This window comes from Pseudomonas mendocina (genome assembly GCA_037482215.1).
Lineage (GTDB): Bacteria > Pseudomonadota > Gammaproteobacteria > Pseudomonadales > Pseudomonadaceae > Aquipseudomonas > Aquipseudomonas mendocina_E.
The window spans coordinates 3,456,741-3,481,377 of record CP148074.1; the positions used below are offsets into that span (position 1 = coordinate 3,456,741).

Here is a 24,637-nt window from a genome sequence, read left to right on the forward strand (position 1 = left end):
GATAACTCCCTATGGCCCATCCTCCTAAAACATCCCGCAAGCCCGCCCCAGCCAAGAACGATGAAGGTAAAGGCCAGCTGCACCCGCGCAATCGCCATCAGGGCCGTTACGATTTTCCGGCATTGATCCGTAAAAGCCCCGAGCTGGCTGAATTCGTGATCATCAACCCGTACGGTAAAGAGAGCATCGACTTTGCCAACCCGGATGCGGTTAAAGTCTTCAACCTCGCTCTACTGCGGCAGTTCTATGGCATTCAGCACTGGGATATTCCGGCAGATTACCTGTGCCCGCCAATTCCGGGCCGGGCAGATTATCTGCACTATCTGGCCGACCTGCTGGCTGAAGACAACGGCGGCAACCTGCCCAAAGGCCCACGGATTCAGGCACTGGATATTGGCGTGGGAGCCAACTGCATTTACCCACTGCTGGGTAACCGCGAATACGGCTGGCGCTTTCTCGGCTCGGATATCGCCGCCAGCGCGATTGCCTCAGCCAAAGCCATCGTTCAATCCAACCCCGGCTTGGCGGATGTCATCGAACTGCGCCAACAGACCGACAGCAACCACATCTTCACCGGCCTGCTGCACAGCGACGAGCGCATCGACGTAACCCTGTGCAACCCGCCCTTCCATGCCAGTGCCGATGAGGCCAGCAGCGGCAGCAAACGCAAATGGAAGAACCTCGGCAAACTCGATCCCAAACGCAAACTGCCGGTGCTGAACTTTGGCGGCCAAGCGGCTGAGCTGTGGTGCAAAGGTGGTGAAGCTGCATTCGTCAGCAAGCTGGTGGCAGAAAGCGCGCAGGTGGGTCAACAAGTGCTGTGGTTCAGCAGCCTGATCTCAAAATCCGGCAACTTGCCCGGCGTGTATAGCGCGTTAAAAAAGGCGGGGGCATTACAAGTTAAAACCGTCGGCATGGCCCAGGGACAAAAGCAGAGCCGCTTTGTTGCCTGGACTTTCCAGACCGATGAACAGCGCCAGCAGTGGCGACGAGAGCGCTGGGGCTGATTACCAGCCCATCCAACCGCCCAGCACCAGCCACAGTCCGGCGACGAGCATGCTCAGTATGGTCACCGGCACACCGCTGCGGGCGTAGTCGATAAAGCCCAGTTGCACGCCCTGGCGGCGGGCGCTTTCGGCGACGATCAGGTTAACCACACTGCCAATAATCAGCAGGTTGCCCGCCAGGGTCGACATAATCCCTAGACCCACCAACATGCCCTCGCTGATATCCGGCATCACGCCCAGCAGCAGAATAACGAAGGGCACATTGCCGATCAGGTTACCGGCGAGCAGTGACAGCGACGCGAGCGAAACAGCGCCCTGCGGCAGCAGCCCAATATCACTCAGCGTACCGGCAAGACCCGCCACTTGCGGCAAGCTCAAGGCGGCACCGGACACCACAAACAGACCGGCGAACAGCAGCAGCAGGTTCCAGTCGACCTGCTGGACATAGTCACGACTGTCGACCCGACGCGAGATCATCACCAGCACGGCAATCATCAGCGCCGAATATTCACGGGGAATACTGGTGGAGAACAGCGCCAGCAGCGCCACACTCGCCAGCAACGGCTTAAGGTAACTGCGAGCGCCATACACCTGCTCAGGCGAGGCTTCAGTCTGCACCAGCGGCTCGGCCACTCCCCAGCGCTTGTGCCATTGCAGCCAAATCACCGCATAGGTAATCGCCAGTGCAGCCAAAGCAGGCGGCCCGGCGATCCATGTGTATGACCAGAAGTCCAAGCCACCAGCCTGACCAATCAGGATGTTCTGAGGATTACCAATCAGGCTCGCTGACGACCCCGCATTACAGGCCAACGCCAAGGCCAGCAGAAACGGGCGCGGATCCAGCTTGCGCGCCAGCAGACTGTGACACAGCAGCGGTGTTAAGGCGAAGGCGACGATGTCATTAACCAGAATCGCCGACAGCACACCGCCCAGCGCGACCACGCCCAAAAGCAGCACGTTGGGCCGGTCCGGCCAATGATTCAGGCGCTGGTTAAGCCAGGCATACACACCAGAGAAGTCGAACTGCGCCGAGATCAGCATCAGCGCCAGCAACAGCAGCAGAGCCCCGGCATCCAGATGCTCCGCTGCCTGCGCAGGCGTAATCGCACCGCTAAACAGCAACAACACCGCTGCCCCACCGGCAATCCAGCTGCGGTCAATGCGCAAGCCACGGATGCCACCGGCAGCCATGCCCAAATAAGTGAGAACAAACAGAATGGAAATGACCCAAACGGCCATGGAGCGGGTTCCTGTGTAAGGATATTGAGCGAGGCAGCACTCTAATCCCAGAGTGGGATATGGGAAACAGGTTAGGCAATAAATTCGTTCGTGCTCTAACCCGCGATCAGTACGATCATCACCCACCCCAACCTGAGTCGACCATAAGCCATGTATTTACAAACAAATACTTGAGCCGTTCGCAGATAGTGCGCGCGACATCCTGTGCCCCTTCAGGAGGCTGACCAGAATTGCTGCGAAAGAGGTTGAGCGGCATGGAAGCCGCGAGAGCAGCGATGGGCCATGGATGGCCCTTCGCTGCGTGCCTCTGGAGCGGTGATTCTAGGCACGAACCCGCAGCGAAGCGCAGGGCCGGATGCAGGGGCAAGACTTTTTGGTTTCTTTTGTGGCGATTGACAAAAGAAACTCGCCCGTGAAGGGCGAAACCCTTTCGCAAGATCTCTACTCATGGCCGAACATGCCGAAACTAGAGTGTTAAGTGAGTTCAAGTGGTGCTGTCATTACGAGTGGTGAACGGCTCTCGGTCGCTCGGTGGATAACCTGCTCCGCAGGCTTATACCACCCTACCGAACGCATAGGGTTTGTAGGGTGGATAAGGCCGAAGGCTTATCCACCATAGCGGCCACCTACCCTGTTACCGCAAAGCGTTTATCCAGCTGGCTGTAGCCCATGCCGACGCTTTTGCTGACTTTTAGTTGCACCGGTATCCGCTCTTTAAGGGCTTCGACGTGACTGATGACGCCGATCATTTTGCCGCTGGCGTTGAGGCTATCCAGCGCATCCAACGCGACTTCGAGGGTTTCACCGTCGAGGGTGCCGAAGCCTTCGTCGAGGAACAGCGAGTCGATGCTGGTTTTGTGGCTGACCAGATCGGACAGTGCCAACGCCAGCGCCAGACTCACCAGGAAGCTCTCGCCGCCAGATAAGGTGCGCGTATCACGGGCGGCATCGGCCTGCCAGGTATCGACCACTTCCAGCTCCAACTCGCCGCCGCTCTTACGTCGTAGCTGATAGCGGCCATGCAAGCGTACCAGCTGCTGGTTGGCCAGATAGACCAGATGATCCAGCGTCAAACCCTGAGCGAACTTGCGGAACTTGGCACCATCCGCCGAGCCGATCAGGCTGTTGAGCTTTTGCCAGATATCGTAATCCGCCTGCTTCTGCTCAATCGCCGCAAACAGGCTTTGCTGACCGGCGCGGCGGGCATCGTCTCCGCTGAGTTGAGCGCGGATTTCACCCTGACGCTGGCTGATCTGCCGCAGTTGTTCGGCCAAACCAGCAAGCTGCTGATCCAGTTGTTCAGCGCTGTAATCGGTCGCCGGAGACGCTTGTAAGGCGTTCAGTTGCTGCTGTGCCGATTGCCGCAGCGCCTGTGCATCGCTGACAGCCTTGTGCAAACGCTGTTGCAGTTGTTGCAGGCTGGCCCGTTCTTCTGCGCTGAGTAACGCGGCCAGATAGTCTGCCTCCGTAGCAAACGGACTCTGTACCAAGGCGTTCGCCCAAGCCTGCTGCGCTTGTTGCATGCGCCTTTGTTCTTCCACCTCACGTCCCAGCAAAGTCTGGCGGCTTCCGGCGAGTGCCTGCTGCGTGCGCAGTACATCTTCAACCTGCTGCTCAGCCTGCTGTAATTGCTCAAGCACATCTGAGGCAAATGCCAACACAGATCGCTCCGCCAGCTCCAATGCAGCCCAGCGAGTCTGCCAATGTTGCTGTTGCTGCTCAGCAGCCTGCAGTTGATGTTTCAGATCGCTTAAAGCTTGTTGCAGTTGCTGAACCTGCTGTTGTGCCTGCTGCCAGCTGTGCCATTGCGCCTGACGCTCTGCCAGCCAGCGCTCACCGTCTTCCGGCAGTTCGTAGCCAAAGGCCTGTAAGGACTGTTGCAGGTGCTGTTCCTGCTCAAGCGCCCGCTGTTGTTGCTGGGCAAGATCAGCCTGAGCCTTACTGAATCGCTCATTGGCGCTTTGTAGATTCTGCCGGGTCAGGGCCAGCTCACTGGCATGCTGTGCCGATTGGCTAAGCGCAACCTGATGCTGCTGGCGGGCCTGATCATATGAGGATTTGCAGTGATCCAGCTGTTTCAGACGCAGCTCCAACGCCTGCTGCTCCTGCACAAGCTGCTGCTGACGTGCAACTAGCTCGGATGCATCGGCCACGGGTGTTTGCAGTTGAGTATTCAGTTTGTGCCAGCGCGAATCCTGCTCGGATGCGGTCTGCTGCGAACGTTGAATCTGCTGTTGCTGCTGTTCCAGACGGGCTTTGACACCACTCAGTTCGGTCGCCAGTTGCTGGCCTTTTTCAGTGAGAGACTCAAGCTCAACACGCTTGCGCTGCAACAGGTTTTGCGTGGAAGACACATCAAGCGCCTGATACGCCTCAATCGCCGGATGCTCGTGGGAGCCGCACAACGGGCAGGCCTCGCCGGGCTGCAACTGGGCGCGGTGTGCTTCCAGCTGCTGGATTCGCTGCTCCTGTTCGAGCAGTTTTTCCTGAGAGCGGACCTGCTCTTTCAGGTCTTTGTAGGCTTCGCGCAGTTGTTCGACTTCACTGCTTTTAAGTTGTTGCTGCTCACTGAGGCTGTCAGCACTGGCCTGCAACTGCGCTAACTCTGTGTGCTGACGCAGACGACTGGCCGCCAACTCGGCGAGTTGCTCCAACACGCCACGCTGCTGGAGCAAACGCTGCCAGTCCTCGCGCAGGCCGGACTCGCTCTGACCGTTGAGCACGTCATTCAGCGCCTTAGCGGCCGCTTTTTCCTGCTTACCGGTTGATTCAACTTGCTGCTGGCCAGCCAGCACCTGCTGTTGCTGCTGATCGAGTTTGGCTTGCCAGTCGCTGATGGCGTGCTGAGCCGACTGTTGCTCAGATTGCGCTTGGGCAACAACCTGCCGCAGTTCAGCGCGAGCTTTGATCTGCTCACGCCAACCACCTAATTGCTCGCCCAACTGGGCGTGTTGAGGCTGTTCGGTCAGGCGGGTCTGCACTTGTTGCAACTGTTCGGCCAAGTGAGTGTAGGCGGTTTGTGTCTGGCCCAGTAAGGCCAAACTGGCTTGCAGGGCCTGCCAGGTTGAGGCGGCGATCTGCTCTTCGACCTGCTGCACTTCGCGGCTGTTGTGATTGATAGCCTGTTCAGTCTGCGTCAGGGCCTGCTGTGCTTGTTGCAATGCCTGATGCAAAGGTTGCAGGGCTTGCGCCGGTTCGCTGCTGGCCAGTCGATTGAGTTGTACTTGTGCGGCCTGCAACTCGGCCTCAGCGCTCTGCTCAACTTGAACGACAGCAGCCAGCTGGGCCTGCACTTTATCCATGTCTCCGCGCCATTGGCGTTGCCGTTGCAAGTCAGCGTTCTGTTGATTGAACTGGGCCTCGCTGGATGCCAGCTCAGTTGCTTCGGTTTGAAGAACCTGCCGCTGTTCTTCGCTCAGCAGCTCGACGCCTTCGGCGCGTGCGCGCAGTTGATCCAACTCGCTCTTAGCTTCGCGGGTTTGCTCAAACACGCGCTGGGATATCTGCCCGTAAATATCGGTGCCGGTCAGCTCTTCCAGAAGCTCGGCACGCTGGTTGGCGTTGGCTTCAAGAAACGCGGCAAAACCACCTTGGGCGAGCAGCATGGATTTGGTAAAGCGCTCGAAATCCAGCCCAGTCAGTTGCTCGGTCTGCTTGAGTTTGTCGTTGATCTTGTCAGTGAGGATGCTGCCATCAGCGATCAGCGCCAGCTCAACTTTTGGCGCTTGCAAGGCTCCGTCGACTTTGTCCCGAGCCCGGCGCTGGCTCCAGAAGGCACGGTAACCGACACCCTTCACTTCAAACTCAACCTCAGCTAAGCAGTCCGCTGTGTGCCGGGTCATCAGTTCGTTGCTGTTGGCTGATAGGGTGTTCATCCGTGGTGTGCGGTGGTACAGCGCCAGGCAGATGGCATCCAGCAGCGTGGTCTTGCCCGCACCAGTCGGCCCGGTGATGGCGAACAGACCGTTGTCCTTGAACGGCTCGGCGGTGAAGTCGACCTTCCACTCACCCTTGAGGGAATTGAGGTTTTTTAAGCGCAGGCTGAGGATTTTCATGCTTGCAGCGCCCCCACTACATCACGGTACATCTGCTGCAAACGCGCCTGCTCGTCCGGCTCCAGCTCTTCTTGCTGTAAACGGCGGGCGAAGACTTCATCTACGGTCAGTTCGTCCAGCGTTTCCCGCGCCTGACTGCTGAGGCTGGTAGCGGCGTTACCACGCTCTCGTCGAACCCTCAGCACTTCCACCGGCAAGCCTTCGCACAATATAGCGATGCGGGTTTGCAGATCGCTGAGGTAATCATCAGTGGCGACCAACACTTCCAGCCACACAGGCTGTTCGGCAGTGCCCTTCTTAGCTATTTCTTTTATCTGCTGGCCCAGCTCGGCCAACGAGCCACGCAGGCTGAGCAGCGGCTGAAAGCATGGCACCGGCAATGCGATAACGGACTGCAAAGCACTACCAGAGCACTCCACCAGCAGCACTTCTTTCTGCTGGCGGGCTTCATCGAAGCTCAATGGGATCGGCGAGCCGCTGTAGCGGATATGTTCAAGGCCGCCGACCTTTTGCGGGCGGTGGATATGCCCCAAAGCGACATAGGCAGCAGGCGGAAAGGCGCTGGTGGGGAATGCTTCAAGGCTGCCCACATAGATCTCCCGCACGGAGTCACTGGCGCTGGCGCCTACGGTGGTCAGGTGGCCGGTAGCGATAATCGGCAGGTTGCCACCCAATTCAGTGCACTTGGCTTCGGCCAATCCGTAGAGGGTTTGGTAGTGCTGTTGAATTGCCTGTTGCAGGGACTGCTGCTTGTCTTCAGCACTCTGCCCGGCCTGGCTGAGCAGCACATCACGCGGGCGAATAAAGGGGATGCCGCACAGCACCGCGCCCGGTTGGCCATTGCGTTGTTTCAGCACCAGCACCTGCTCATGCAGGTCTTCACACACACCGGGAATCACCCGCGTGCCCAACTCGGCCAGCAGGCTGCGGCTCTCACCGAGCATGGCCACGGAGTCGTGGTTACCGCCCAGCACCACCAGCTCACAGTCCGTGCTACGCAGCTCGACAATAAAGCGGTTGTATTGCTCGCGGGCATAACTCGGCGGCGCGCCGGTGTCGAATATGTCGCCTGCGATCAGCAAGGCATCGACCTGATGTGCACGCACCTGCTCAATCAGCCAAGCGCAGAAGGCCTGATGTTCGGCCTGACGGGTCTTGCCCATAAAGTGCTGGCCAAGGTGCCAGTCGGAGGTATGCAGAATGCGCATGCTTACATCACCCAATCTTTGACCACCATATGTGTCTTAACTTTCTGCATGCCGGGAAAGCCTTCGATGGCCTCGCGGATTTCACTCAGGCGCTGCATGGTCTGGGTTTCGAGGTAGACCAGCATGTCGGTCTCACCGCTGATACCGCTGCAGCGGATGATCTCGGGAAACGCGCGCATGCGGGCAACGTTTTCTTCGCAATACGCACCTGTATAGAACAGTTCCAGATAGGCCTTGATCCCGGCATCGCCCGGCAGCACAACCTGAGCCTGATAGCCTTTGATAATGCCGCTCTGCTCCAACTGACGGATACGCTCGCTGACGGCTGAGCGGGAAAGGTTTACTTCCCGGGCGATCTGGCTAACGGCCATTCGCGCATCGGTACGCAATAAGGCGAGGATCTGCTGATCAAACTTATCCACGGTTTCTCTCAAATAGTGATGCCTGCCAGAATGACGGCGAAATCCGTCACTTTGCCGGCCAACGCCGACGCTTCGGCAGAAGCCTTATCAGGCACTTGGCCGTAGGCTATCCGGCAAATTTCCAGAGCATACATCATGAGTCGTCTTAATCAGGAGCTGAGCCTGTTGCAGGGCGTCGGCCTGCTCAGCACGTCGTTGCTGGGCACCGGTATTTTTGTCATCCCGGCACTGGCTGCAACCGCTGCCGGTGAGGCGTCATTGTGGGCGTGGATGCTGCTGATCGCACTGGTCTTGCCGGTGGCCTTCACCTTCGCTCAGCTTGGCCGACAGTTCCCCCATGCAGGCGGTGCGCCGCACCTGATTGGTCGCGCCTTCGGTCCACGCATGGAGCGGCTGAGCGCCCTGCTGTTTCTGGCGGTGATCCCTGTGGGGCTGCCGGCCGCGTTGAGTATTGCCAGTGGCTTCTGGCAGAACCTGTTTGGTCTTAACTCGACAGAAAACCTGTTGATCCAACTAGGCACGCTGGGGGCGATGCTGATCTTGGGGCAGCGCCCGGCTAAAGCTTCTGGGCTGATTCAGGGGGTGATTGCGGTAGCGATCATCCTGACGGTGGCACTGATTTGGTGGAAGGCTGACCTGCCCAGAAGCCAACAGGCGCTGGTTCCTTCAATCAGTGGCTCTTGGCATTTGCTGCCAGTGGCACTGGGGGTGATGTTTTGGTGCTTTGTCGGTATCGAGGCCTTTACCCATCTGGGCGAAGAGTTCAAAAATCCAAGGAGGGATTTCCCTCTGGCACTGCTGTTCGGTGTATTGCTAGCTGGACTGGTGTACTGGGCTTGCTCCGTAGCAGTGCTGAGTCTGAATGCTTATGGCAATGTGCAAACTGACTCTGGCTCAATGCCGTTGATGCTGTCACGTCTGTTTGGCGAGAAGGCACACATCCTTGCCGCACTGATCGGCTACCTGGCCTGTTTCGCCTCGATGAACGTCTACATCCAGGGTTTTGCCCGACTGATCTGGAGCCTGGCAGATGAAGGCAAGTTGCCGAATGCACTGGCCAGCCGTAACCGCCATGGTGTGCCCGCCCGTGCGCTGTTGTTAGTGATTGCGGTGTGCGCTCTATGCGCCAGCTTGGCGCATGGGCTGGCGCTAACGGTGGATGACCTGATCCGCTACGCCAACGGCAACTTTGTCTTGATCTACCTGTTCAGCATGGCCGCAGGCTGGGTGCTGCTACGCGGTTATGCAAGGCATCTGGCGGCATTCAGCACGCTGCTGTGCTCCCTGGTCGTACTTATGCTGGGCTGGGATGTGAGCTATGCGCTGTTGCTTTGGGCAACACTAGGGGTGTTAGATTTGTTGCGGCACCCCGTCGAAGGGTGGTCAATCAAGAGCTAGCTGATCATTCACCAAGACAATTTTCAATGCAGTCCCCTGCGAAATACAACTTGAAGTCCAATCCTTGCTGTATTGCCGCTATGCTTTGTGAAGGCATTCAAAAGGACTAACTATGCGCCGTATTCTCAACGATCTGAAAATCCTCATCCTCGCGAACCTGTGGATCGTACCGGTACTGGCCGGGCTTATTGGAGCCCTGTTCTATTTCGTAGCCCCACCACCGCCCATGCATGCCCGTATGGCAACAGGCTCGGAAACAGGTGGATACCACGCGTTTGCCCGCAAACTCCAAACCGAACTGGCCACGCACGGATTTGAACTTGAGCTGGTGACCAGTTCTGGGTCGCAGCAGAATTTACAAAAACTGCTCGATGACGAGGTCGAGCTGGCAATGGTTCAGAGCGGCCAGGAACTAACGCTGACAGCGCAACAGCAGGAAAACCTGACGGGCATGGGCGTGATGTATAAAGAGCCGTTGTGGCTGTTTATCGCCAAAGATCAAAAATACGAGCAGTTTTCCGACCTGAGCGCACTGCGCCTAGGCATCGGCTCAGCAAACAGTGGCACCTTAGCGGTGACGGCTGCTCTATTTGAGGCAAACGGCATTAAGGGTGAGCAATACCCCAAAAGCTGGGAACAAGTGGGCGGAGGCAAGGCGGCTGACGCTCTGCTCGAAGGCAAGCTGGATGCTGCCTTCTTTATCGGCCCTGCCGAAAACCACCTCATTCAGCGTTTGGCTGCCAATCCGGCAGTAAAACTCGTGAGCTTGCGCCGCACGGATGCCTATCTGGCCCGCTTGCCATACCTGAGCAAAGTTGACGTCAGCGAAGGCATGCTCAACATGGCCAGTAACGTCCCAGCTGAAGACATCGTCACCCTAGGGCCGGTCGCTACAATGGTCTCAGGAGAATCCTTCCATCCGTCCTTAACCCCTCTAATTTTGGAGGCTGCACGAACGGTTCTGGAGCAAGGCAGCCTGCTTGATCCGGCGGGTGACTATCCCGCTCGCCCTACTCGCTCGCTCAACATGTTAAGCGAGACTACCTATTACTACGACAAGGGCCTGCCCATCCTGCAACGCTACTTGCCGTTCCGCATTGCATCATTGGCAGACCGCTACATCATTCTGGCAATCCCGCTGCTGGTCTTGCTCTTCCCCCTGTTCAAAGCCATCGGGCCGATCTACCAATGGCGTATCCGTGCACGTATTTACCGTTGGTACAAACATCTGCGGGAAATCGACCAGCAACTGTACAAAGGCCGACTGAGTTGCTCGCTGGACGAAGAAATCGCCCGTCTGGAACGACTTGAGGATGAACTGGCGCAGGTCGAAGTGCCGCTGTCTTACTCCAGCGAACTGTACGAACTGCATATGCACCTGCGTTACATGATCGACAGGCTGATTGCCCATAAGCAACGCACGACTGAACAAGGTCAGGTCGGGTAACATGCTGCCTTTCTGTTCACGCATCACGAGACCGCTATGCCGATCCGCCATTGCATTGTTCACCTGATCGACAAGAAGCCAGACGGCAGCCCGGCCGTTCTGCACGCCCGGGACACTGAACTTGAACCCTCCCAGGCCATCGAGAACATGCTCGCTGACCTTAATGAGAGCTACAACGCCAAACAGGGCAAGGCCTGGGGCTTCTTTCATGAGGAGTCAGCGGCCTTCCCATTCAGTGGCTGGCTAAAGGCCTACTTGGATGAGAGCCAGGACTTCACCGCGTTCACCCGCCAGGCCGTGGAGCAACTGCAAAAGCTGATGGAGGAATCCAACCTGTCAGCAGGTGGACACGTCCTCTTTGCTCACTATCAGCAAGGCATGACCGACTACCTGGCCATTGCCCTGCTGCACCACAGCGAAGGTGTTGCAGTGAATGACTCGCTGGATGTCACCCCTGCCAAACACTTGGACTTGGGACAGCTGCATTTGGCTGCACGCATCAACATTTCCGAGTGGCGCAATAACGCTAACTCCAAGCAGTACATTTCCTTCATCAAAGGCAAAAACGGCAAGAAAGTTTCGGAGTACTTCCGCGACTTTATCGGCTGCCAAGAAGGCGTAGACGGCCCCGGCGAAACACGTACCCTGCTCAAAGCCTTCAGCGATTTCGTCGAGAGTGAAGACCTGCCTGAAGAACAGGCACGGGACAAGACCAAAACGTTGGTCAGCTATGCTACCAGCCAAGCCAAACAGGGCGAGCCAATTACCCTGGAAGAACTGTCAGGCTTGATTGATGAGGATCGCCCTAAAGCGTTCTACGACCATATCCGTAACAAAGATTATGGTCTGTCGCCTGAAATCCCGGCTGACAAACGCACCATCAGCCAGTTCCAACGCTTCACGGGTCGTGCTGAAGGCCTGTCGATCAGCTTTGAAGCCCACCTGCTGGGCTCCAAAATCGAGTTCAATGAAGACAGCGGCACGTTGGTAATCCACAACCTGCCTACGCAGCTGGTGGATCAACTTAAACGGCGCAAAGGCTGACTCATACGGTGGGGGCAGCTTAGACAGCGGCCCTCACTGTAACTGCACATCAGACTCTTTATGTCTGCGTACTACGCACTCTCGGGTATCAGCCATAGTCCCCGACTGCCAGTCGTGCACCAACACCTCTTTAGCAGTTTTTTTCAGCGCCTTAATCGCCCGCTCTCGACGCAACGCATCACCCTTTGTTGAGCATTGCTCGATATACACCAGGGCTACTGCTGGGCTGGAATGAAAGAAACGGGCGCCCTTACCACTCTGATGCTTGGCAAAACGTTTGTGGGGATCATCACTGATGCCACAGTAAAGTGCGCCATTGGCGGCGCGCACCAGATAAACAAACCAGGGAGCGGGGGCAATAGCTGTTTGAGGGGGGCTTTTGTCAGACATGGGCAATGATGAAAGAAAGTTACGGCGATCTTAACAGAGGCCGAATAAAGCCGATCTGTGGGATTGTCGGCTACTGACTCACAATTGTTGCCAACAAGCCTTTGCCCATCACGATACACGTACTAGAGTCTATCGGCTTATTAGACATCTGGTGCCAGATTAGTCACTGCCTATCGGCGTTGCCAAGTTGCTCACGGCTCATCTACCGTACCTGCATACCTTTGCCATGGATTGCACTGAAGGCATCTGCCTGCGTGCCTGTTTGGAAACCCCATATGCTTCACTCAAGAGCTCTGCGCCCCTACAGCGCCTATTGGTCAATCACCTGGTTGCTGACAGCCCTCAACCTAGGGCGTTTCTACGATCTGCAGAGCCCATCCTGGCTATTGTTCTACCAACTCGTGCTGATCGGCAGTTATGCTCTGATGTTCATTGCCTTGCCTTGGCTGGTGTGTAGGCTGGCGCTAAAACGGATACCGAAAGTCGCTCCCGTACTGGCAGTCGTTCTAGCAACGTTTGTTCACCTGGCCTTGTATGGCGACTCCCTACTCTGGCAGTTGTATGGCTTTCACATCAACGGATTCGTCTGGAATATCCTGACCACCCCTGGAGGGCTGGCTGCTCTAGGAGCCTCTGCCTCAACCGAGCGGGATGTCGCCCTGCTGGTTATTGGCATCTTGCTCCTGCAAAGCCTGTTGCTGTTCGTATCCTCCTTTATCGCTCGCTTACGCATACCGCTTGCGCGGATGGCCTGGGTCATCCCCCTGTTTTTCCTGGCTACCCTTGGCGAGCGCTTCAGCTACAGCATCAGCCACTTCTATGGTTACAGCCCGGTGCTGGAAAACGCCCAGCGCACCCCGTTCTACCAACCGCTGACCATGCGCCGGATACTTGAGCAACAACTCGGACTCGAACGTCCTCAGCGTCTGGAAGTCGATGGCACCGAGCTAAAAGGTCGACTGCGTTACCCGCAGGAGTCGCTGAAGATTGAGGCACCGAGCAAACCGCTAAATCTGGTCTGGCTGGTGGCCGAATCCTGGCGGGCCGACAGCCTCAGCCCAAGCGTGATGCCGCAAACCTATGCCTTTGCTCAGAATGCCCAGCATTACACCCGGCATTATTCTGGAGGTAACGGTACCCGCATCGGCATGTTCTCGCAGTTCTATGGGTTGGCAGCTAACCTCTGGTTCCCCGTGTTAGATGCCCGTATCGGCAGTCCGCTGATCAGCGCCCTGCAAGAGCAGGACTACCAAATAAGGCTGTTCACCAGTGCGCGCTTCACCTACCCGGAATTCGACAAGACTCTGTTCGTCAACGTTCCTCGTGACCAGATGTTTACAGACGACAAAGGTCCGACCTGGCAGCGCGACCGCCGCAACGTAGAGCGGCTGCTGGAGTTTATCGACCAACGCGATCCCGCCAAGCCGTTTATGACCTTCATGTTTTTCGAGTCGCCTCACGCCAATTACGACTTCCCACCGGAGTCAGTCATAGAGCCGGACTACCTGCCCGACTTCAGTTACGCCAGCATGAAACTGGAACGGGATATCGGTGGCATCCACAAGCGCTACATCAACGCGGTACATCACCTGGACAGCCAGCTCAGTCGCGTGACTAAGCACTTGAAAGAGAATGGTCTTCTCGATAACACCATCGTGATCATCACCGGCGATCACGGCGAGGAATTCATGGAAAAAGGCCGTTGGGGCCACAACTCCACCTTTGTCGATGAACAGATCCGAGTCCCACTTGTACTGTCCGTACCGGGCCGCGCACCTTATCAAGAGACCTTGCGCACCAGCCATGTTGATCTGCTGCCAACCCTGATGCCACTGCTGGGCGTGAAAAACCCTGCACAGCAATATTCGATTGGCTACAGCCTGTTCAACCCGCAACCAAGACGCACGCTGCTGGCTGGGGACTGGGATCGGCTAGCCTTTATGACTGAGCAATACAAGCTGGTTCTGCCCTTCAGTAGCGGTAGCTTTGATGCACTGCAAGCCACCTCCGCGGACGATAAGCCAGTGGAAAATACAGATGAGGTACTGCAAAAGAATCTACCGCAAATACAGGAACAGATGCGTACCCTGCGGGGTTTTCTGGCCCAATAATAAAAGGCCGCGGCCCCCAAGCGGGAGCAGCGGCCCTTGCAAACACTCAGGCAAACAACTCAGTTACTTCTGGTTGAAGCTCTGGATCAGGTTGGAGTATGCCGGCAGGTGGCTGCCCAGAATACCGCCGAAACCTTCGATGTCGTTGCGCCAGTCACGATGCAGCTCGCAACCTACGCTGAAGAAGTTCATCAGCTGAGCGCCCGCTTGGGACATGCGGTTCAGCGCAGCGTCCCGCACGCTGGTGTTGAATGTCCCGGAAGCGTCAACAACGACGAATACGTCGTAACCTGCTTCAAGCGCAGACAGGGTTGGGAAGGTCACGCACACATCGGTTACCACACCCGCGATAATCAGTTGCTTGCGGCCAGTAGCCTTAATGGCGTTAACGAAGTCTTCGTTATCCCAAGCATTGATCTGGCCTGGGCGGGCGATGTACGGAGAGTCTGGGAACATGGCCTTCAGCTCTGGAACGATCGGGCCATTAGGGCCAGTTTCAAAGCTAGTAGTCAGAATAGTCGGCAGGTTAAAGAACTTACCGATGTTCCCGAGCGCGAGAACGTTATTTTTGAACTCATCTGGCGTGTAGTCACGTACCAGTGAGAGCAAGCCTGCCTGGTGGTCAACCAGCAGCAGTACCGCATCATCCTTGTTCAGGCGCTTGTAAGTGAAAGACATGTGAATCTCCTATCGAATGTCAAAACCGCATACAGAAAAATCCGTACAGCGGTCCTAAAGCTTAGTCGGCACATTCCGATCTGCACACCGAGCGTGAGCGAAATCACTGTTCTGTAATAGCGAACAATGAATGGACTATAAATCGCTATTCTTATGGAAATTACAGAAATGTCAGACCCATGAAACTTGATCTTCAGGAAATAGAGACCTTTATTCAGGTTGTCGAGCACGGCAGTGTCAGCCTTGCTGCAGAGCACATCAACGTATCCAAATCTGTTGTTAGCAAACGTCTGAGCGATTTAGAAAAGCGCCTCAACGCTAATCTGCTCTACCGTTCTACACGCAAAGTCACCCCTACTGAAAACGGTCGACAGTTCTACAAGCAAAGCAAAGCGGCTATTGCCGACCTCAGCGAAGCTGCCGAATCAGCGGCTTTTGCAGACAGCGGCCTGTGCGGCAGCATGCGAATTTTGGCGCCCATGAGTTTGGGTACTCTCTGGTTGGCCCCTCGGGTGGCTGAGTTCATGCAGCTGCACCCGCGTATACAGATCAACCTGCAGCTAGACGATCGGCTCACCGATTTTGAGCGTGAAGGCTACGACTTGTGTCTGCGTATATCACGTATCCGCGACAGCGCATTGATCGCCCGTGAACTGTCCAATAGCCCACGGCATTTGTGCTGCAGCCCCGCGTATGCAGAACAACACGGCGTTCCTTTAAACGCGGCAGAAATCCTTGACCACCCCATTATTGGGTACAGCAATGTGTCTGCCAGCCAGGTATGGGCCTTTCACTCATTAGATAACCCCAACGAGCTTGTCAGCCTGTCGCCGCAGGGGCGCTTTACCACCAACAATGGAGAAGTGATGCGGGATATGGCAGTTCAAGGCCTGGGGTTAAGCGTGCTGCCAGAGTTCATCATTCATCAACAACTGGCCAATGGCTCACTGATTACACTGGAGCCGGGTGTCAGACCTGTAGATGACAAGATATACGCGCTTTACCCTCGCTCCAGCCGCTCACTTCGCAAGGTGCTAGCACTCTGCGATTTCCTTCAGCAGAGTCTTATGTCGGCCCCATGGTCCCCCAGCCGATGAAAACAAACTTTTGAATGTGTGTGTTTAGCGAGACCTAAGCGATATGAACTACGGGGTAGGCGATACTTCCTATCAGGCGGCTGGCGGTTTTGAAGGCCTGAAGCGCCTGTGCAGGGACTTTTACCAGCTGATGGATCAACGCCCTGAAGCGGCCAAATTACGCAGTTTGCATGGAGAAGACCTGTCCATCAGCCAGGACAAACTGGCCTGTTTTCTCAGTGGCTGGCTAGGAGGCCCCAGGCTGTTCAGCGAGAAGTACGGCTCAATATCCATACCCGCGTTCCATGCACGCTGGCCAATTGATGAAGCCCTCAGCCAGAGCTGGCTGGACTGCATGGCCAGTGCCATTGCGCGTCAGTCGTATGCCCCGGATTTTGCTGAATACCTGCTGACTCAACTACGCGTTCCTGCGGCCAGGGTGGTTCAGGCCAGCCGCAACCGTCATGGTACGGAATCTACAAACTAACCCCCCCGGCCTTGAGTGCCTATATAACGCCTCAAGGCCGCATCCTTTACAGGCGGAATGCCCCCGCAGTTTTTTCCTAGCCAGCGACTACAAAAATCATCATTTCGCGTTTCCCGGGTTCTGCACAGAATGGCCCTGACATTCACGTTGGGCGCATTCATTGCGCGAGCGCAAGCAGAACAAGAAGAGGCTGGAGATGAACGATTTAAATCAAACTGCCATCGGCAACACCACTCCACTGACGCCACAGGCAATCGAGATCGACACCCTTGTTGTCGGCGCAGGCCAGGCTGGCGTTGCAATGAGCGAGCACCTGACCAATCTCGGTGTTCCACACCTTGTTCTGGAGCGCAATCGCATTGCTGAAGCATGGCGCACCGGACGTTGGGACTCGCTGGTAGCCAATGGCCCGGCCTGGCACGACCGCTTTCCGGGCATGGAGTTTGAAGGCGTCCCGGCCGACGGTTTCCCCCACAAGGAGCAGGTGGCTGATTACTTCGTAGCCTATGCTAAAAAATTCAACGCCCCTATTCGCACCGGCGTCGAAGTGAAAAAAGTTGTGCGCAATGCTGACCGTGCAGGTTTCACCGTAGAGACCTCAGAAGGCATCATTCAGGCTCGTCGTGTGGTCTCCGCCACAGGCCCGTTTCAGAAGCCAGTGATCCCAGCCATTGCGCCTAATGACCCCAGTATCACGCAACTGCACTCCGCGGCTTACTACAACCCGCAACAGCTTGATGATGGCGCCGTACTCGTGGTGGGTGCTGGTTCTTCAGGTGTGCAGATCGCTGATGAACTGCAGCGTGCAAGCAAACAGGTTTACCTGTCCGTCGGCGCCCACGACCGTCCACCGCGCTCCTACCGTAACCGCGATTTCTGCTGGTGGTTGGGCGTACTGGGTTTGTGGGATGCAGAAGCGGCAGTACCGGGTAAAGAACACGTAACCATCGCCGTCAGCGGCGCCCGTGGCGGCCATACCGTTGACTTCCGCGAACTGGCTCATCAAGGCATCAAGCTGGTGGGGCTGACCAAGTCATTCGCCGATGGCAAGGTCACCTTCCAGGCCGACTTGGCCGAGAACCTTGCCCGTGGTGATGAAAACTACCTGTCACTGCTGGATGCTGCCGATGCCTACATCGCCCGCAACGGCCTGGACTTGCCAGAAGAGCCAGAAGCCCGCGTACGCTTGCCTGAGCCTGAGTGCGTTCGCAACCCAATCCTTGAGTTGAACCTGAAAGAAGCCGGCATCCGCACCATCATCTGGGCAACCGGTTACTCGGTGGATTTCAGCTGGCTGCCGCAAACGGCATTGGACGCTAACGGTAAGCCACAGCACCAGCGCGGCGTTTCCAGCGAGCCAGGCGTGTATTTCATTGGCCTGCCTTGGCTGTCCCGCCGTGGTTCGACCTTTATCTGGGGCGTGTGGCATGACGCTAAACACATCGCCGATCACATCGCCACCCAGCGTAAATACTTGGCCTACCAAGCGCCTAACGAGCGCAAGTGAATCCTTAAGCCCAAGCAGGTCTCGCGTGAGGCCTGCTGCTCTTGCTCACACTATAAAACTGAACAACGGAATTCTGCCCATGCCTACTCATACTCGCATTCGCATGTTCAACACCAAGGTCACCTATCCTAATCAGAATCTGGACAACGACCTGTGCCAAGCCGTCCGTGCCGGTAACACTGTTTATGTACGCGGCCAGGTTGGCACCGACTTCGAAGGCAATCTGGTCGGCCTCGGCGACCCTCGCGCGCAAACCGAACAGGCGATGAAAAACGTTAAGCAATTGCTGGAAGAAGCAGGCAGCGACCTGTCTCACATCGTAAAAACCACCACGTACCTGATTGATCCGCGCTACCGTGAACCGGTCTATCAGGAAGTCGGCAAGTGGCTTAAGGGCGTATTCCCGATTTCCACAGGCTTGGTGGTGAGTGCTCTGGCACAACCACAGTGGCTGATGGAAATTGACGTGATTGCCGTCATCCCAGATGACTGGACCCCCACTAACGCATAAGGAACTGCCATGACCTTCTCCATCGTCGGCCGCTGTGCTGAAACCGGCCAGCTGGGCATCGCCATCAGCTCATCCAGTATTGCCGTGGGCGCTCGCTGCCCATGGCTACGCGCCGGTGTGGGTGCCGTTTCCAGCCAGAACATCACCCTGCCCGCTCTGGGTCCGCAGATTCTCGACGAACTTGAAGCGGGTAAAGAGCCTGCCGCTGCGCTGGAGCAGGTGCTCAGTCGTAATGGTTACAGCCAATACCGGCAAGTAGCCGTGCTGGACAGCAAAGGTCGCAGCGCACTGTTTTCCGGCAGTGAGTCCCTCGGGGTTTATAACGCCGTTGCCGGTGAACAATGCGTTGCTGCGGGTAACCTGCTGAGCAGCCCGGCAGTCATTAATGCCATGGTGCAGGCGTTCGAGCATGCCGGAGGGCACCTTGCGGATCGCCTGCTCAGCGCGATGCAAGCGGCAATGGCCGAAGGTGGTGAGGCTGGCCCTGTACACTCCGCCGCCTTAAAAGTTGTGGACGACCTAACCTGGCCCCTGATTGATCTGCGTGTGGATTGGGCGGATAACGACCCAATCGGTGAACTGGGCAAACTCTGGCAAGCCTACAAACCGCAGATGCAGGACTACGTGACCCGCGCCCTGGACCCGACCAAGGCGCCTAGCTATGGCGTACCTGGCGATGAGTAGCAGCCGTGACCTGCTGGCTCGACTGATAGCCTTCCCTACCGTCAGCCGCGACTCCAACCTAGCCTTGATTGGCTTTGTCCGCGACTACCTGGAAGGCCTCGGCGTTGCCTGCGAGCTGGATTACAACAGCGATCAGAGTAAAGCCAATCTGTATGCCCGTTTTGGGCCAGATATTCCTGGCGGTGTGTTGCTGTCAGGGCACACCGATGTGGTGCCGGTAGATGGACAAAACTGGACGGTTCCCCCCTTTGAGCTGACCGAGCGAGATGGCCGTCTGTATGGGCGCGGCACTGCGGATATGAAAGGCTACATTGCGTGTGTCTTGGCCGCCGTTCCACAGCTGCTATCGGCCCCGTTGCGCGTCCCTGTGCATCTGGCCTTCTCCTATGATGAAGAGGTCGGCTGCCTGGGAGTCCGCACCTTGCTGGAAAAAATCCGCCAACAGCCTAACCCACCAGCGATATGCATCATCGGCGAGCCAACCGAGCTCAAGCCCGTACTCGGCCACAAAGGCAAACTGGCCATGCGCTGCCAGATTCACGGCGCGGCCTGCCATTCGGCCTACGCACCGCAAGGGGTTAACGCCATTGAATACGCGGCCAAACTGATCAACCGCCTCGGTGAAATCGGTCAGCGTCTGAGTGCAGTTGAACGCCACGACCCGCGCTTCGATCCGCCCTACTCTACCGTTCAAACCGGACTGATACAGGGTGGCCGCGCACTGAATATCGTCCCGGCAGAATGCCAGTTCGACTTTGAAGTACGCGCCCTCCCCAGCGATGACCCGGAGCAGGTTGCAGAGGAGTTACGGGCCTATGCAGAAAGCGAGTTGCTGCCAGAGATGCGCAGTCGCAGTGAGGCCAGCAAGATCGAGATGAAATCGCTGTCCGCCTATCCAGGTTTGGCGACTGATCCGAACAGCGCCGCCGCGGAACTGTTGGCCTTGCTTAGCGGCAGCCGTGACTTTGGGACGGTGGCGTTTGGAACAGAAGGTGGCTTGTTCGATCAGGCCGGAGTACCTACTGTGATCTGCGGCCCCGGCAGTATGGACCAAGGCCACAAACCGGATGAGTTCGTCAGCCAGCAACAGCTGGACGCCTGCGATGCGATGCTGAATCGCCTGGCTCAGTGGTCGCAAAACCCTGCCTAAAGGTTCGTGGCTGAAGCCACTCCTACATAAAAGCAACACCGCCTGTAGGAGCGACTTCAGCCGCGAAAGTCCCAGCGCTTAATCCGCCGATTCTTCCGTTTTGGAGCCCAGCTGCTCTTTGCAGAACTCGATAAACAGCTGCGCGGGTTTAGTCAGCTGCGAGCGTTTCAGCCAGGCCGCCGCCAACCCTGAGCTGGTCACATCCTCAGCGATATCCACCACGACCACTTTCTTGCCATCGTAGGTGCACTCCGAGTGCGGCCGCGTCACCAACAGCGAGAAACCAAAGCCCTGCCCCACCATGCCCCGCACCATTTCGATGGACGGAGAACTGAAGACAATATTCGGCGTCAGGCCCAACTCTTCAAACAGGCTGACAAAGTAAGTACGGCTCGGCAGCACATCCAGCAAAATCATCGGCTCAAGACACAAGTCACGCAGAGAAACTTGGGCCTGCCCCGTAAAACGGTGGCCCTCAGGTAGCAATGCGTAAGGTTTTTGCGGCGCCATTAACGGCTCACTATCGATGGTGACATCCAGATCATGGTCATACAGGATCGCCAGATCGAAGCGCCCTGCCGTCATCCCTTGGATCAGCTCCTGCTGCTCACCATCGCGAATACGAATTTCCACCCCCGGATACAGGGCATTAAAGCCTGCAATCAGGCGTGGCAGGTAAAGCGGTGCAACGGTTTCGAAGCAGCCGATATCGATCTGCCCGGCCACCACATCATTGTCGGCCAGCGCGTTCTGTTCGAACTCCCGGGCCATGCGCATCAGCTCCTGCGCTTTTTTATAGAAGCGCGCGCCCCCCGGTGTCAGCGATACACCCTGAGCGTGGTGGCGAATAAACAGTTGCAGGCCGAAGCTTTCCTCCAGCCCCTTGATCGCGGTGGAGATGGACGGCTGAGCGATGTACAGCTTGCGGGAAGCCTCAGCGACACTGCCACATTCCACAGTGGTCACAAAGTATTTGAGTTGGCGCAAGGTATAAGCGGCCATAGATCACCTCTTTAGCAGCTCTGAACCGCTGCTTTTTTGTCTTTATTGTGCGGCTCACAACATACCCTAGCCCCACAAACTCGGCTGACCATTTTTTTCATGGCTTACGAGTATATTTTTACTAATTTTCCTTCTTGGCAGCCTGCGCCACCATCGTCATCACAACTACAAGGCCGATCACGGCACCATGACGAGGTACACAGGCTATGTTGCAGCACAGCGATTGGCAGAAGCGTGCAGCCGATCAACGCTTCATTACCCAAGCTCTGATCGACGGCAAATGGGTCAACGCCCGCAGTGGCAAAACATTCGATTCCATTAACCCGGCGAACAATCAGTTACTGGCGCAAGTGGCATCCTGCGATGCAGACGACGTAGACCTGGCCGTCAGCAGTGCCCGTAAAGCCTTCGAGCAAGGCCCGTGGGCACGCATGGCTCCTCGTGAGCGTAAACAAGTGCTGCTGCGTCTGGCAGAACTGATTCTGCAAAACCGTGAAGAGCTGGCCCTGCTCGAATCGCTGAACATGGGCAAGCCAGTCATGGACGCTTACAACATCGACGTACCGGGCGCCGCAGGCGTGTTCAGCTGGTACGGCGAAGCACTGGATAAGCTCTACGACCAGGTTGCCCCTACCGCCAGTGACGCACTGGCCACCATCACCCGCGACCCGCTTGGCGTAGTCGCCGCCGTGGTGCCTTGGAACTTCCCCCTTGATCTGGCTTCTTGGAAGCTGGGCCCAGCCCTGGCGGCTGGTAACTCAGTCATCCTCAAACCTGCTGAGCAATCGCCGTTCTCTGCCCTGCGTTTGGGTGAGCTGGCGTTGGAAGCGGGCTTGCCAGCAGGTGTGCTGAACGTGCTCCCCGGTCTGGGCGAAAGCGCAGGCAAAGCACTGGGCCTGCATATGGATGTGGATTGCCTGGCGTTCACCGGCTCCACTGAAGTGGGTAAATACTTCATGGGCTACTCGGCCCAGTCCAACCTTAAGCAGGTGTGGCTGGAGTGCGGTGGCAAAAGCGCCAACGTCGTCTTCGCCGATTGCCAGGACCTGGATCTGGCCGCTGAAAAAGCAGCCTTTGCGATTTTCTTCAATCAGGGCGAGGTCTGCTCTGCCAACTCTCGCCTGCTGGTTCAGCGCGACATTCATGATGAGTTCGTCGAACGTGTAGCCGTCAAAGCACAAAAATGGTTGCCGGGTGATCCGCTTGATCCGGCCAGCCCTGCCGGTGCCATCGTCGATGCACGTCAGGCCAAACGCATCATGGACTTTATCGACATGGCTCAGCGTCAAGGCGCGAAGTTGATCTGTGGTGGGCAGCGTTCGACCTTCAACGGTTCCGATAACTTCATCCAGCCAACCATCTTCACCAATGTCACACCGGACATGCAGCTGGCGCAGGACGAGGTCTTCGGACCGGTGCTGGCCGTCATCCCGTTTGATACAGAAGAAGAAGCTATCCAGCTCGCCAACGACAGCCAATACGGCCTGGCCGCCTCGCTGTGGACTGATGACCTGCACCGCGCCCACCGTGTGGCCCGCCAGCTGCGCGCAGGCACCGTCTCGGTCAACACCGCCGACGCCCTGGATGTCTGCGTACCGTTCGGAGGCTGCAAGCAGTCGGGCTTCGGCCGCGATCTGTCGCTGCACGCTTTCGACAAATACAGCCAACTGAAAACCACGTGGTTCCAGTTGCGCTCCTGACAGGAGTCAGCGTTCCCACGGAGCGGATTAACCGATTCACCTGACACAACAATAAGAGCAGGAGTATCCCATGCGTGACCCAGATATGGCCCTAGGGGCCTCTACCAACGCTACCTCTGCGGTAGCTTCCAAACCCCGGCCACGCCTGGGTCTTTCAGCCTTGCTGGCGGTGGCTGTCGGCCTGGTCGTTTCTCAAGGCGTGATGGTGCTGATGTTGCAAGGTGCGGGCATCGCCGGGTTGGGGTTTCTTATCCCGCTGAGCCTGGCGTTCATTCTGGCGCTGACCTATGCAGTGTCGTTCTCTGAGCTGGCTCTGATGATTCCCCGTGCCGGTAGTCTGAGTAGCTATACCGAGGTCGCTCTGGGCCACTTCCCGGCAATTCTGGCAACGTTCTCGGGTTACGTAGTCGTGGCGATGTTTGCGCTGTCAGCCGAGCTACTGCTGCTGGACCTGATCATCAACGAGGTCTATCCCGGCTCGTTCCCAGACATGACCATTGCCTACGGTGTGTTGATTCTGTTCACCGTACTCAACCTGCTGGGTATTGATCTGTTTGCACGCCTGCAATCGGCGCTGGCACTGATCATGGTCATCGTGCTGCTGACCCTGGGCATCTCCTCCGTCACCGGCAACGGTACCGAAGCGGCCCTGACCACACCGATTGCCAATGACTGGAACCCGCTGGGCGCTGGTGTACTGACCCTTGTAGCGTTGGCGATCTGGGGTTTTGTCGGTGCTGAGTTTGTCTGCCCGCTGGTAGAAGAGACCCGTCAGCCAGAGCGCAACATTCCCCGTGGCATGATGCTGGGTCTGACCATCATCTTTATCACCATTGCGCTATACAGCATCGGCGCTCTGTTCTATGTGCCGCAGGCTGACCTGGCCAGCGCTTCGCTGCCCCACTACCTGTTCGCTACGGCTGTATTTGGTGAAGCCGGTAAAGTGGTGTTGGTTGTGGCTGCAATTACCGCTACCTGCAGCACCGTCAACACCTCCCTTGCTGCAATCCCGCGCATGCTTTACGGCATGGCAGTCAACGGTCAGGCTTTCCCGCAGCTGAAAATGGTCAGCAAACGTTTCAATGCGCCCTGGGTAGCCGTACTGTTTGTGGCGGCCATTACCGGTCTGCCGGTAATCTTCATGGGTGACAACCCAGGTGCCATCAGCCTGTTGCTGCTGGCTGCGTGCGTGGCTTGGCTGCTGGCTTACATCATCTGCCACCTGAACGTAATTGCCCTGCGTCGCCGCTATCCGGACATGCCACGTCCGTTCAAAACACCGTTTTATCCACTGCCTCAAATCGTCGGTATCGTCGGTATGCTGGTATCTCTGTACTACGTATCGCCAACCCCTGAGATGACCATGGACATCGTCTACTCCTCAGGTGCGGTACTGGCCGTGGTCTCTGTGATCGCCGTGCTGTGGATTAAATTCGTGATGCGTAAGCCTCTGTTCAAACCCGAGCCAATCGAAACCGTACTGGCCCGTAAATGAACCCTAGGCCGGGGGCGGTCCCGGCC

General features: G+C 57.0%; 21 protein-coding genes. 13 read left to right on the forward strand and 8 right to left on the reverse strand.

Annotated features, from left to right (window positions below; genetic code table 11):
- Positions 1-11 precede the first annotated feature (11 nt).
- A complete protein-coding gene (gene rlmF, locus WG219_16205; protein WXL24839.1) occupies positions 12-1,007 on the forward strand; it encodes a 23S rRNA (adenine(1618)-N(6))-methyltransferase RlmF in 996 nt (331 codons plus the stop codon).
- On the opposite strand, the gene WG219_16210 is transcribed toward rlmF, so the two are convergent.
- From WG219_16210 to WG219_16230, 5 genes are all read right to left on the reverse strand, one after another.
- Positions 1,008-2,246, reverse strand: a complete 1,239-nt coding sequence (locus WG219_16210) for an SLC13 family permease (protein ID WXL24840.1) — start codon at positions 2,244-2,246, stop codon at positions 1,008-1,010.
- 626 nt (positions 2,247-2,872) lie between these two features.
- Complete coding sequence (locus tag WG219_16215; GenBank protein WXL24841.1) at positions 2,873-6,301, reverse strand: AAA family ATPase; 3,429 nt, start codon at positions 6,299-6,301, stop codon at positions 2,873-2,875.
- Positions 6,298-7,509 carry an exonuclease subunit SbcD gene (sbcD, locus tag WG219_16220; GenBank protein ID WXL24842.1) on the reverse strand — a complete coding sequence of 404 codons (1,212 nt, stop codon included), beginning with the start codon at positions 7,507-7,509 and terminating at the stop codon, positions 6,298-6,300. Before sbcD ends, WG219_16215 begins: the two co-directional genes overlap by 4 nt.
- A 2-nt stretch (positions 7,510-7,511) precedes the next feature.
- On the reverse strand, positions 7,512-7,931 hold the full coding sequence (locus tag WG219_16225; GenBank protein ID WXL24843.1) for an Lrp/AsnC family transcriptional regulator: 420 nt from the start codon (positions 7,929-7,931) through the stop codon (positions 7,512-7,514).
- A gap of 8 nt (positions 7,932-7,939) precedes the next feature.
- On the reverse strand, positions 7,940-8,068 hold the full coding sequence (locus WG219_16230) for a hypothetical protein (protein WXL24844.1): 129 nt from the start codon (positions 8,066-8,068) through the stop codon (positions 7,940-7,942).
- On the opposite strand from WG219_16230, the gene yjeH reads away from it, so the two are divergent.
- The 3 genes from yjeH (at position 8,067) to yejK (ending at position 11,820) form a co-directional block, all read left to right on the forward strand.
- Complete coding sequence (gene yjeH / locus WG219_16235) at positions 8,067-9,329, forward strand: L-methionine/branched-chain amino acid transporter (protein WXL24845.1); 1,263 nt, start codon at positions 8,067-8,069, stop codon at positions 9,327-9,329. The two genes, WG219_16230 and yjeH, sit on opposite strands and share 2 nt — an antisense overlap.
- Positions 9,330-9,441: 112 nt before the next feature.
- Positions 9,442-10,776: a TAXI family TRAP transporter solute-binding subunit gene (locus WG219_16240; GenBank protein ID WXL24846.1), complete on the forward strand. Its 1,335-nt coding sequence runs from the start codon at positions 9,442-9,444 to the stop codon at positions 10,774-10,776.
- A gap of 36 nt (positions 10,777-10,812) precedes the next feature.
- Positions 10,813-11,820, forward strand: coding sequence for a nucleoid-associated protein YejK (gene yejK, locus WG219_16245; protein WXL24847.1), 1,008 nt, complete (start codon positions 10,813-10,815; stop codon positions 11,818-11,820).
- Positions 11,821-11,853: 33 nt separating this feature from the next.
- Here the strand turns inward: yejK and WG219_16250 are convergent, their stop codons facing one another.
- Entirely contained in the window at positions 11,854-12,210 is a 357-nt protein-coding gene (locus tag WG219_16250) for a GIY-YIG nuclease family protein (GenBank protein ID WXL24848.1), read from the reverse strand.
- Positions 12,211-12,485: 275 nt separating this feature from the next.
- Here WG219_16250 and WG219_16255 point away from each other — a divergent pair, with 275 nt between their 5' ends.
- On the forward strand, positions 12,486-14,321 hold the full coding sequence (locus WG219_16255; GenBank protein ID WXL24849.1) for a sulfatase-like hydrolase/transferase: 1,836 nt from the start codon (positions 12,486-12,488) through the stop codon (positions 14,319-14,321).
- 63 nt (positions 14,322-14,384) lie between these two features.
- Here the strand turns inward: WG219_16255 and ycaC are convergent, their stop codons facing one another.
- On the reverse strand, positions 14,385-14,999 hold the full coding sequence (gene ycaC / locus WG219_16260; GenBank protein ID WXL24850.1) for an isochorismate family cysteine hydrolase YcaC: 615 nt from the start codon (positions 14,997-14,999) through the stop codon (positions 14,385-14,387).
- A gap of 179 nt (positions 15,000-15,178) precedes the next feature.
- Between ycaC and WG219_16265 the strand changes: the two genes are divergently transcribed.
- The 6 genes from WG219_16265 to argE all read left to right on the forward strand — a co-directional run bounded on the left by WG219_16265 (position 15,179) and on the right by argE (position 20,414).
- Entirely contained in the window at positions 15,179-16,096 is a 918-nt protein-coding gene (locus WG219_16265; GenBank protein WXL24851.1) for a LysR family transcriptional regulator, read from the forward strand.
- A 43-nt stretch (positions 16,097-16,139) separates the two neighbouring features.
- On the forward strand, positions 16,140-16,562 hold the full coding sequence (locus WG219_16270; protein ID WXL24852.1) for a group II truncated hemoglobin: 423 nt from the start codon (positions 16,140-16,142) through the stop codon (positions 16,560-16,562).
- 196 nt (positions 16,563-16,758) lie between these two features.
- The gene (locus WG219_16275) at positions 16,759-18,069 is read left to right on the forward strand and encodes an NAD(P)/FAD-dependent oxidoreductase (GenBank protein ID WXL24853.1); all 1,311 of its coding nucleotides are present in this window, start codon (positions 16,759-16,761) and stop codon (positions 18,067-18,069) included.
- Between the two features lie 79 nt (positions 18,070-18,148).
- Positions 18,149-18,580 (forward strand): RidA family protein, encoded by a 432-nt coding sequence (locus WG219_16280; protein ID WXL24854.1) that lies wholly within the window; start codon positions 18,149-18,151, stop codon positions 18,578-18,580.
- A gap of 9 nt (positions 18,581-18,589) precedes the next feature.
- Complete coding sequence (locus tag WG219_16285) at positions 18,590-19,264, forward strand: DUF1028 domain-containing protein (GenBank protein WXL24855.1); 675 nt, start codon at positions 18,590-18,592, stop codon at positions 19,262-19,264.
- On the forward strand, positions 19,257-20,414 hold the full coding sequence (gene argE, locus WG219_16290) for an acetylornithine deacetylase (protein ID WXL28023.1): 1,158 nt from the start codon (positions 19,257-19,259) through the stop codon (positions 20,412-20,414). The genes WG219_16285 and argE overlap by 8 nt, the downstream gene beginning before the upstream one ends.
- Positions 20,415-20,492: 78 nt before the next feature.
- Here argE and WG219_16295 read toward each other — a convergent pair whose 3' ends face one another.
- Positions 20,493-21,416: a LysR family transcriptional regulator gene (locus tag WG219_16295; GenBank protein WXL24856.1), complete on the reverse strand. Its 924-nt coding sequence runs from the start codon at positions 21,414-21,416 to the stop codon at positions 20,493-20,495.
- Between the two features lie 206 nt (positions 21,417-21,622).
- On the opposite strand from WG219_16295, the gene WG219_16300 reads away from it, so the two are divergent.
- Positions 21,623-23,116 carry an aldehyde dehydrogenase gene (locus tag WG219_16300; protein ID WXL24857.1) on the forward strand — a complete coding sequence of 498 codons (1,494 nt, stop codon included), beginning with the start codon at positions 21,623-21,625 and terminating at the stop codon, positions 23,114-23,116.
- Positions 23,117-23,201: 85 nt separating this feature from the next.
- Positions 23,202-24,611: an APC family permease gene (locus WG219_16305; GenBank protein WXL28024.1), complete on the forward strand. Its 1,410-nt coding sequence runs from the start codon at positions 23,202-23,204 to the stop codon at positions 24,609-24,611.
- Positions 24,612-24,637: the final 26 nt, after the last annotated feature.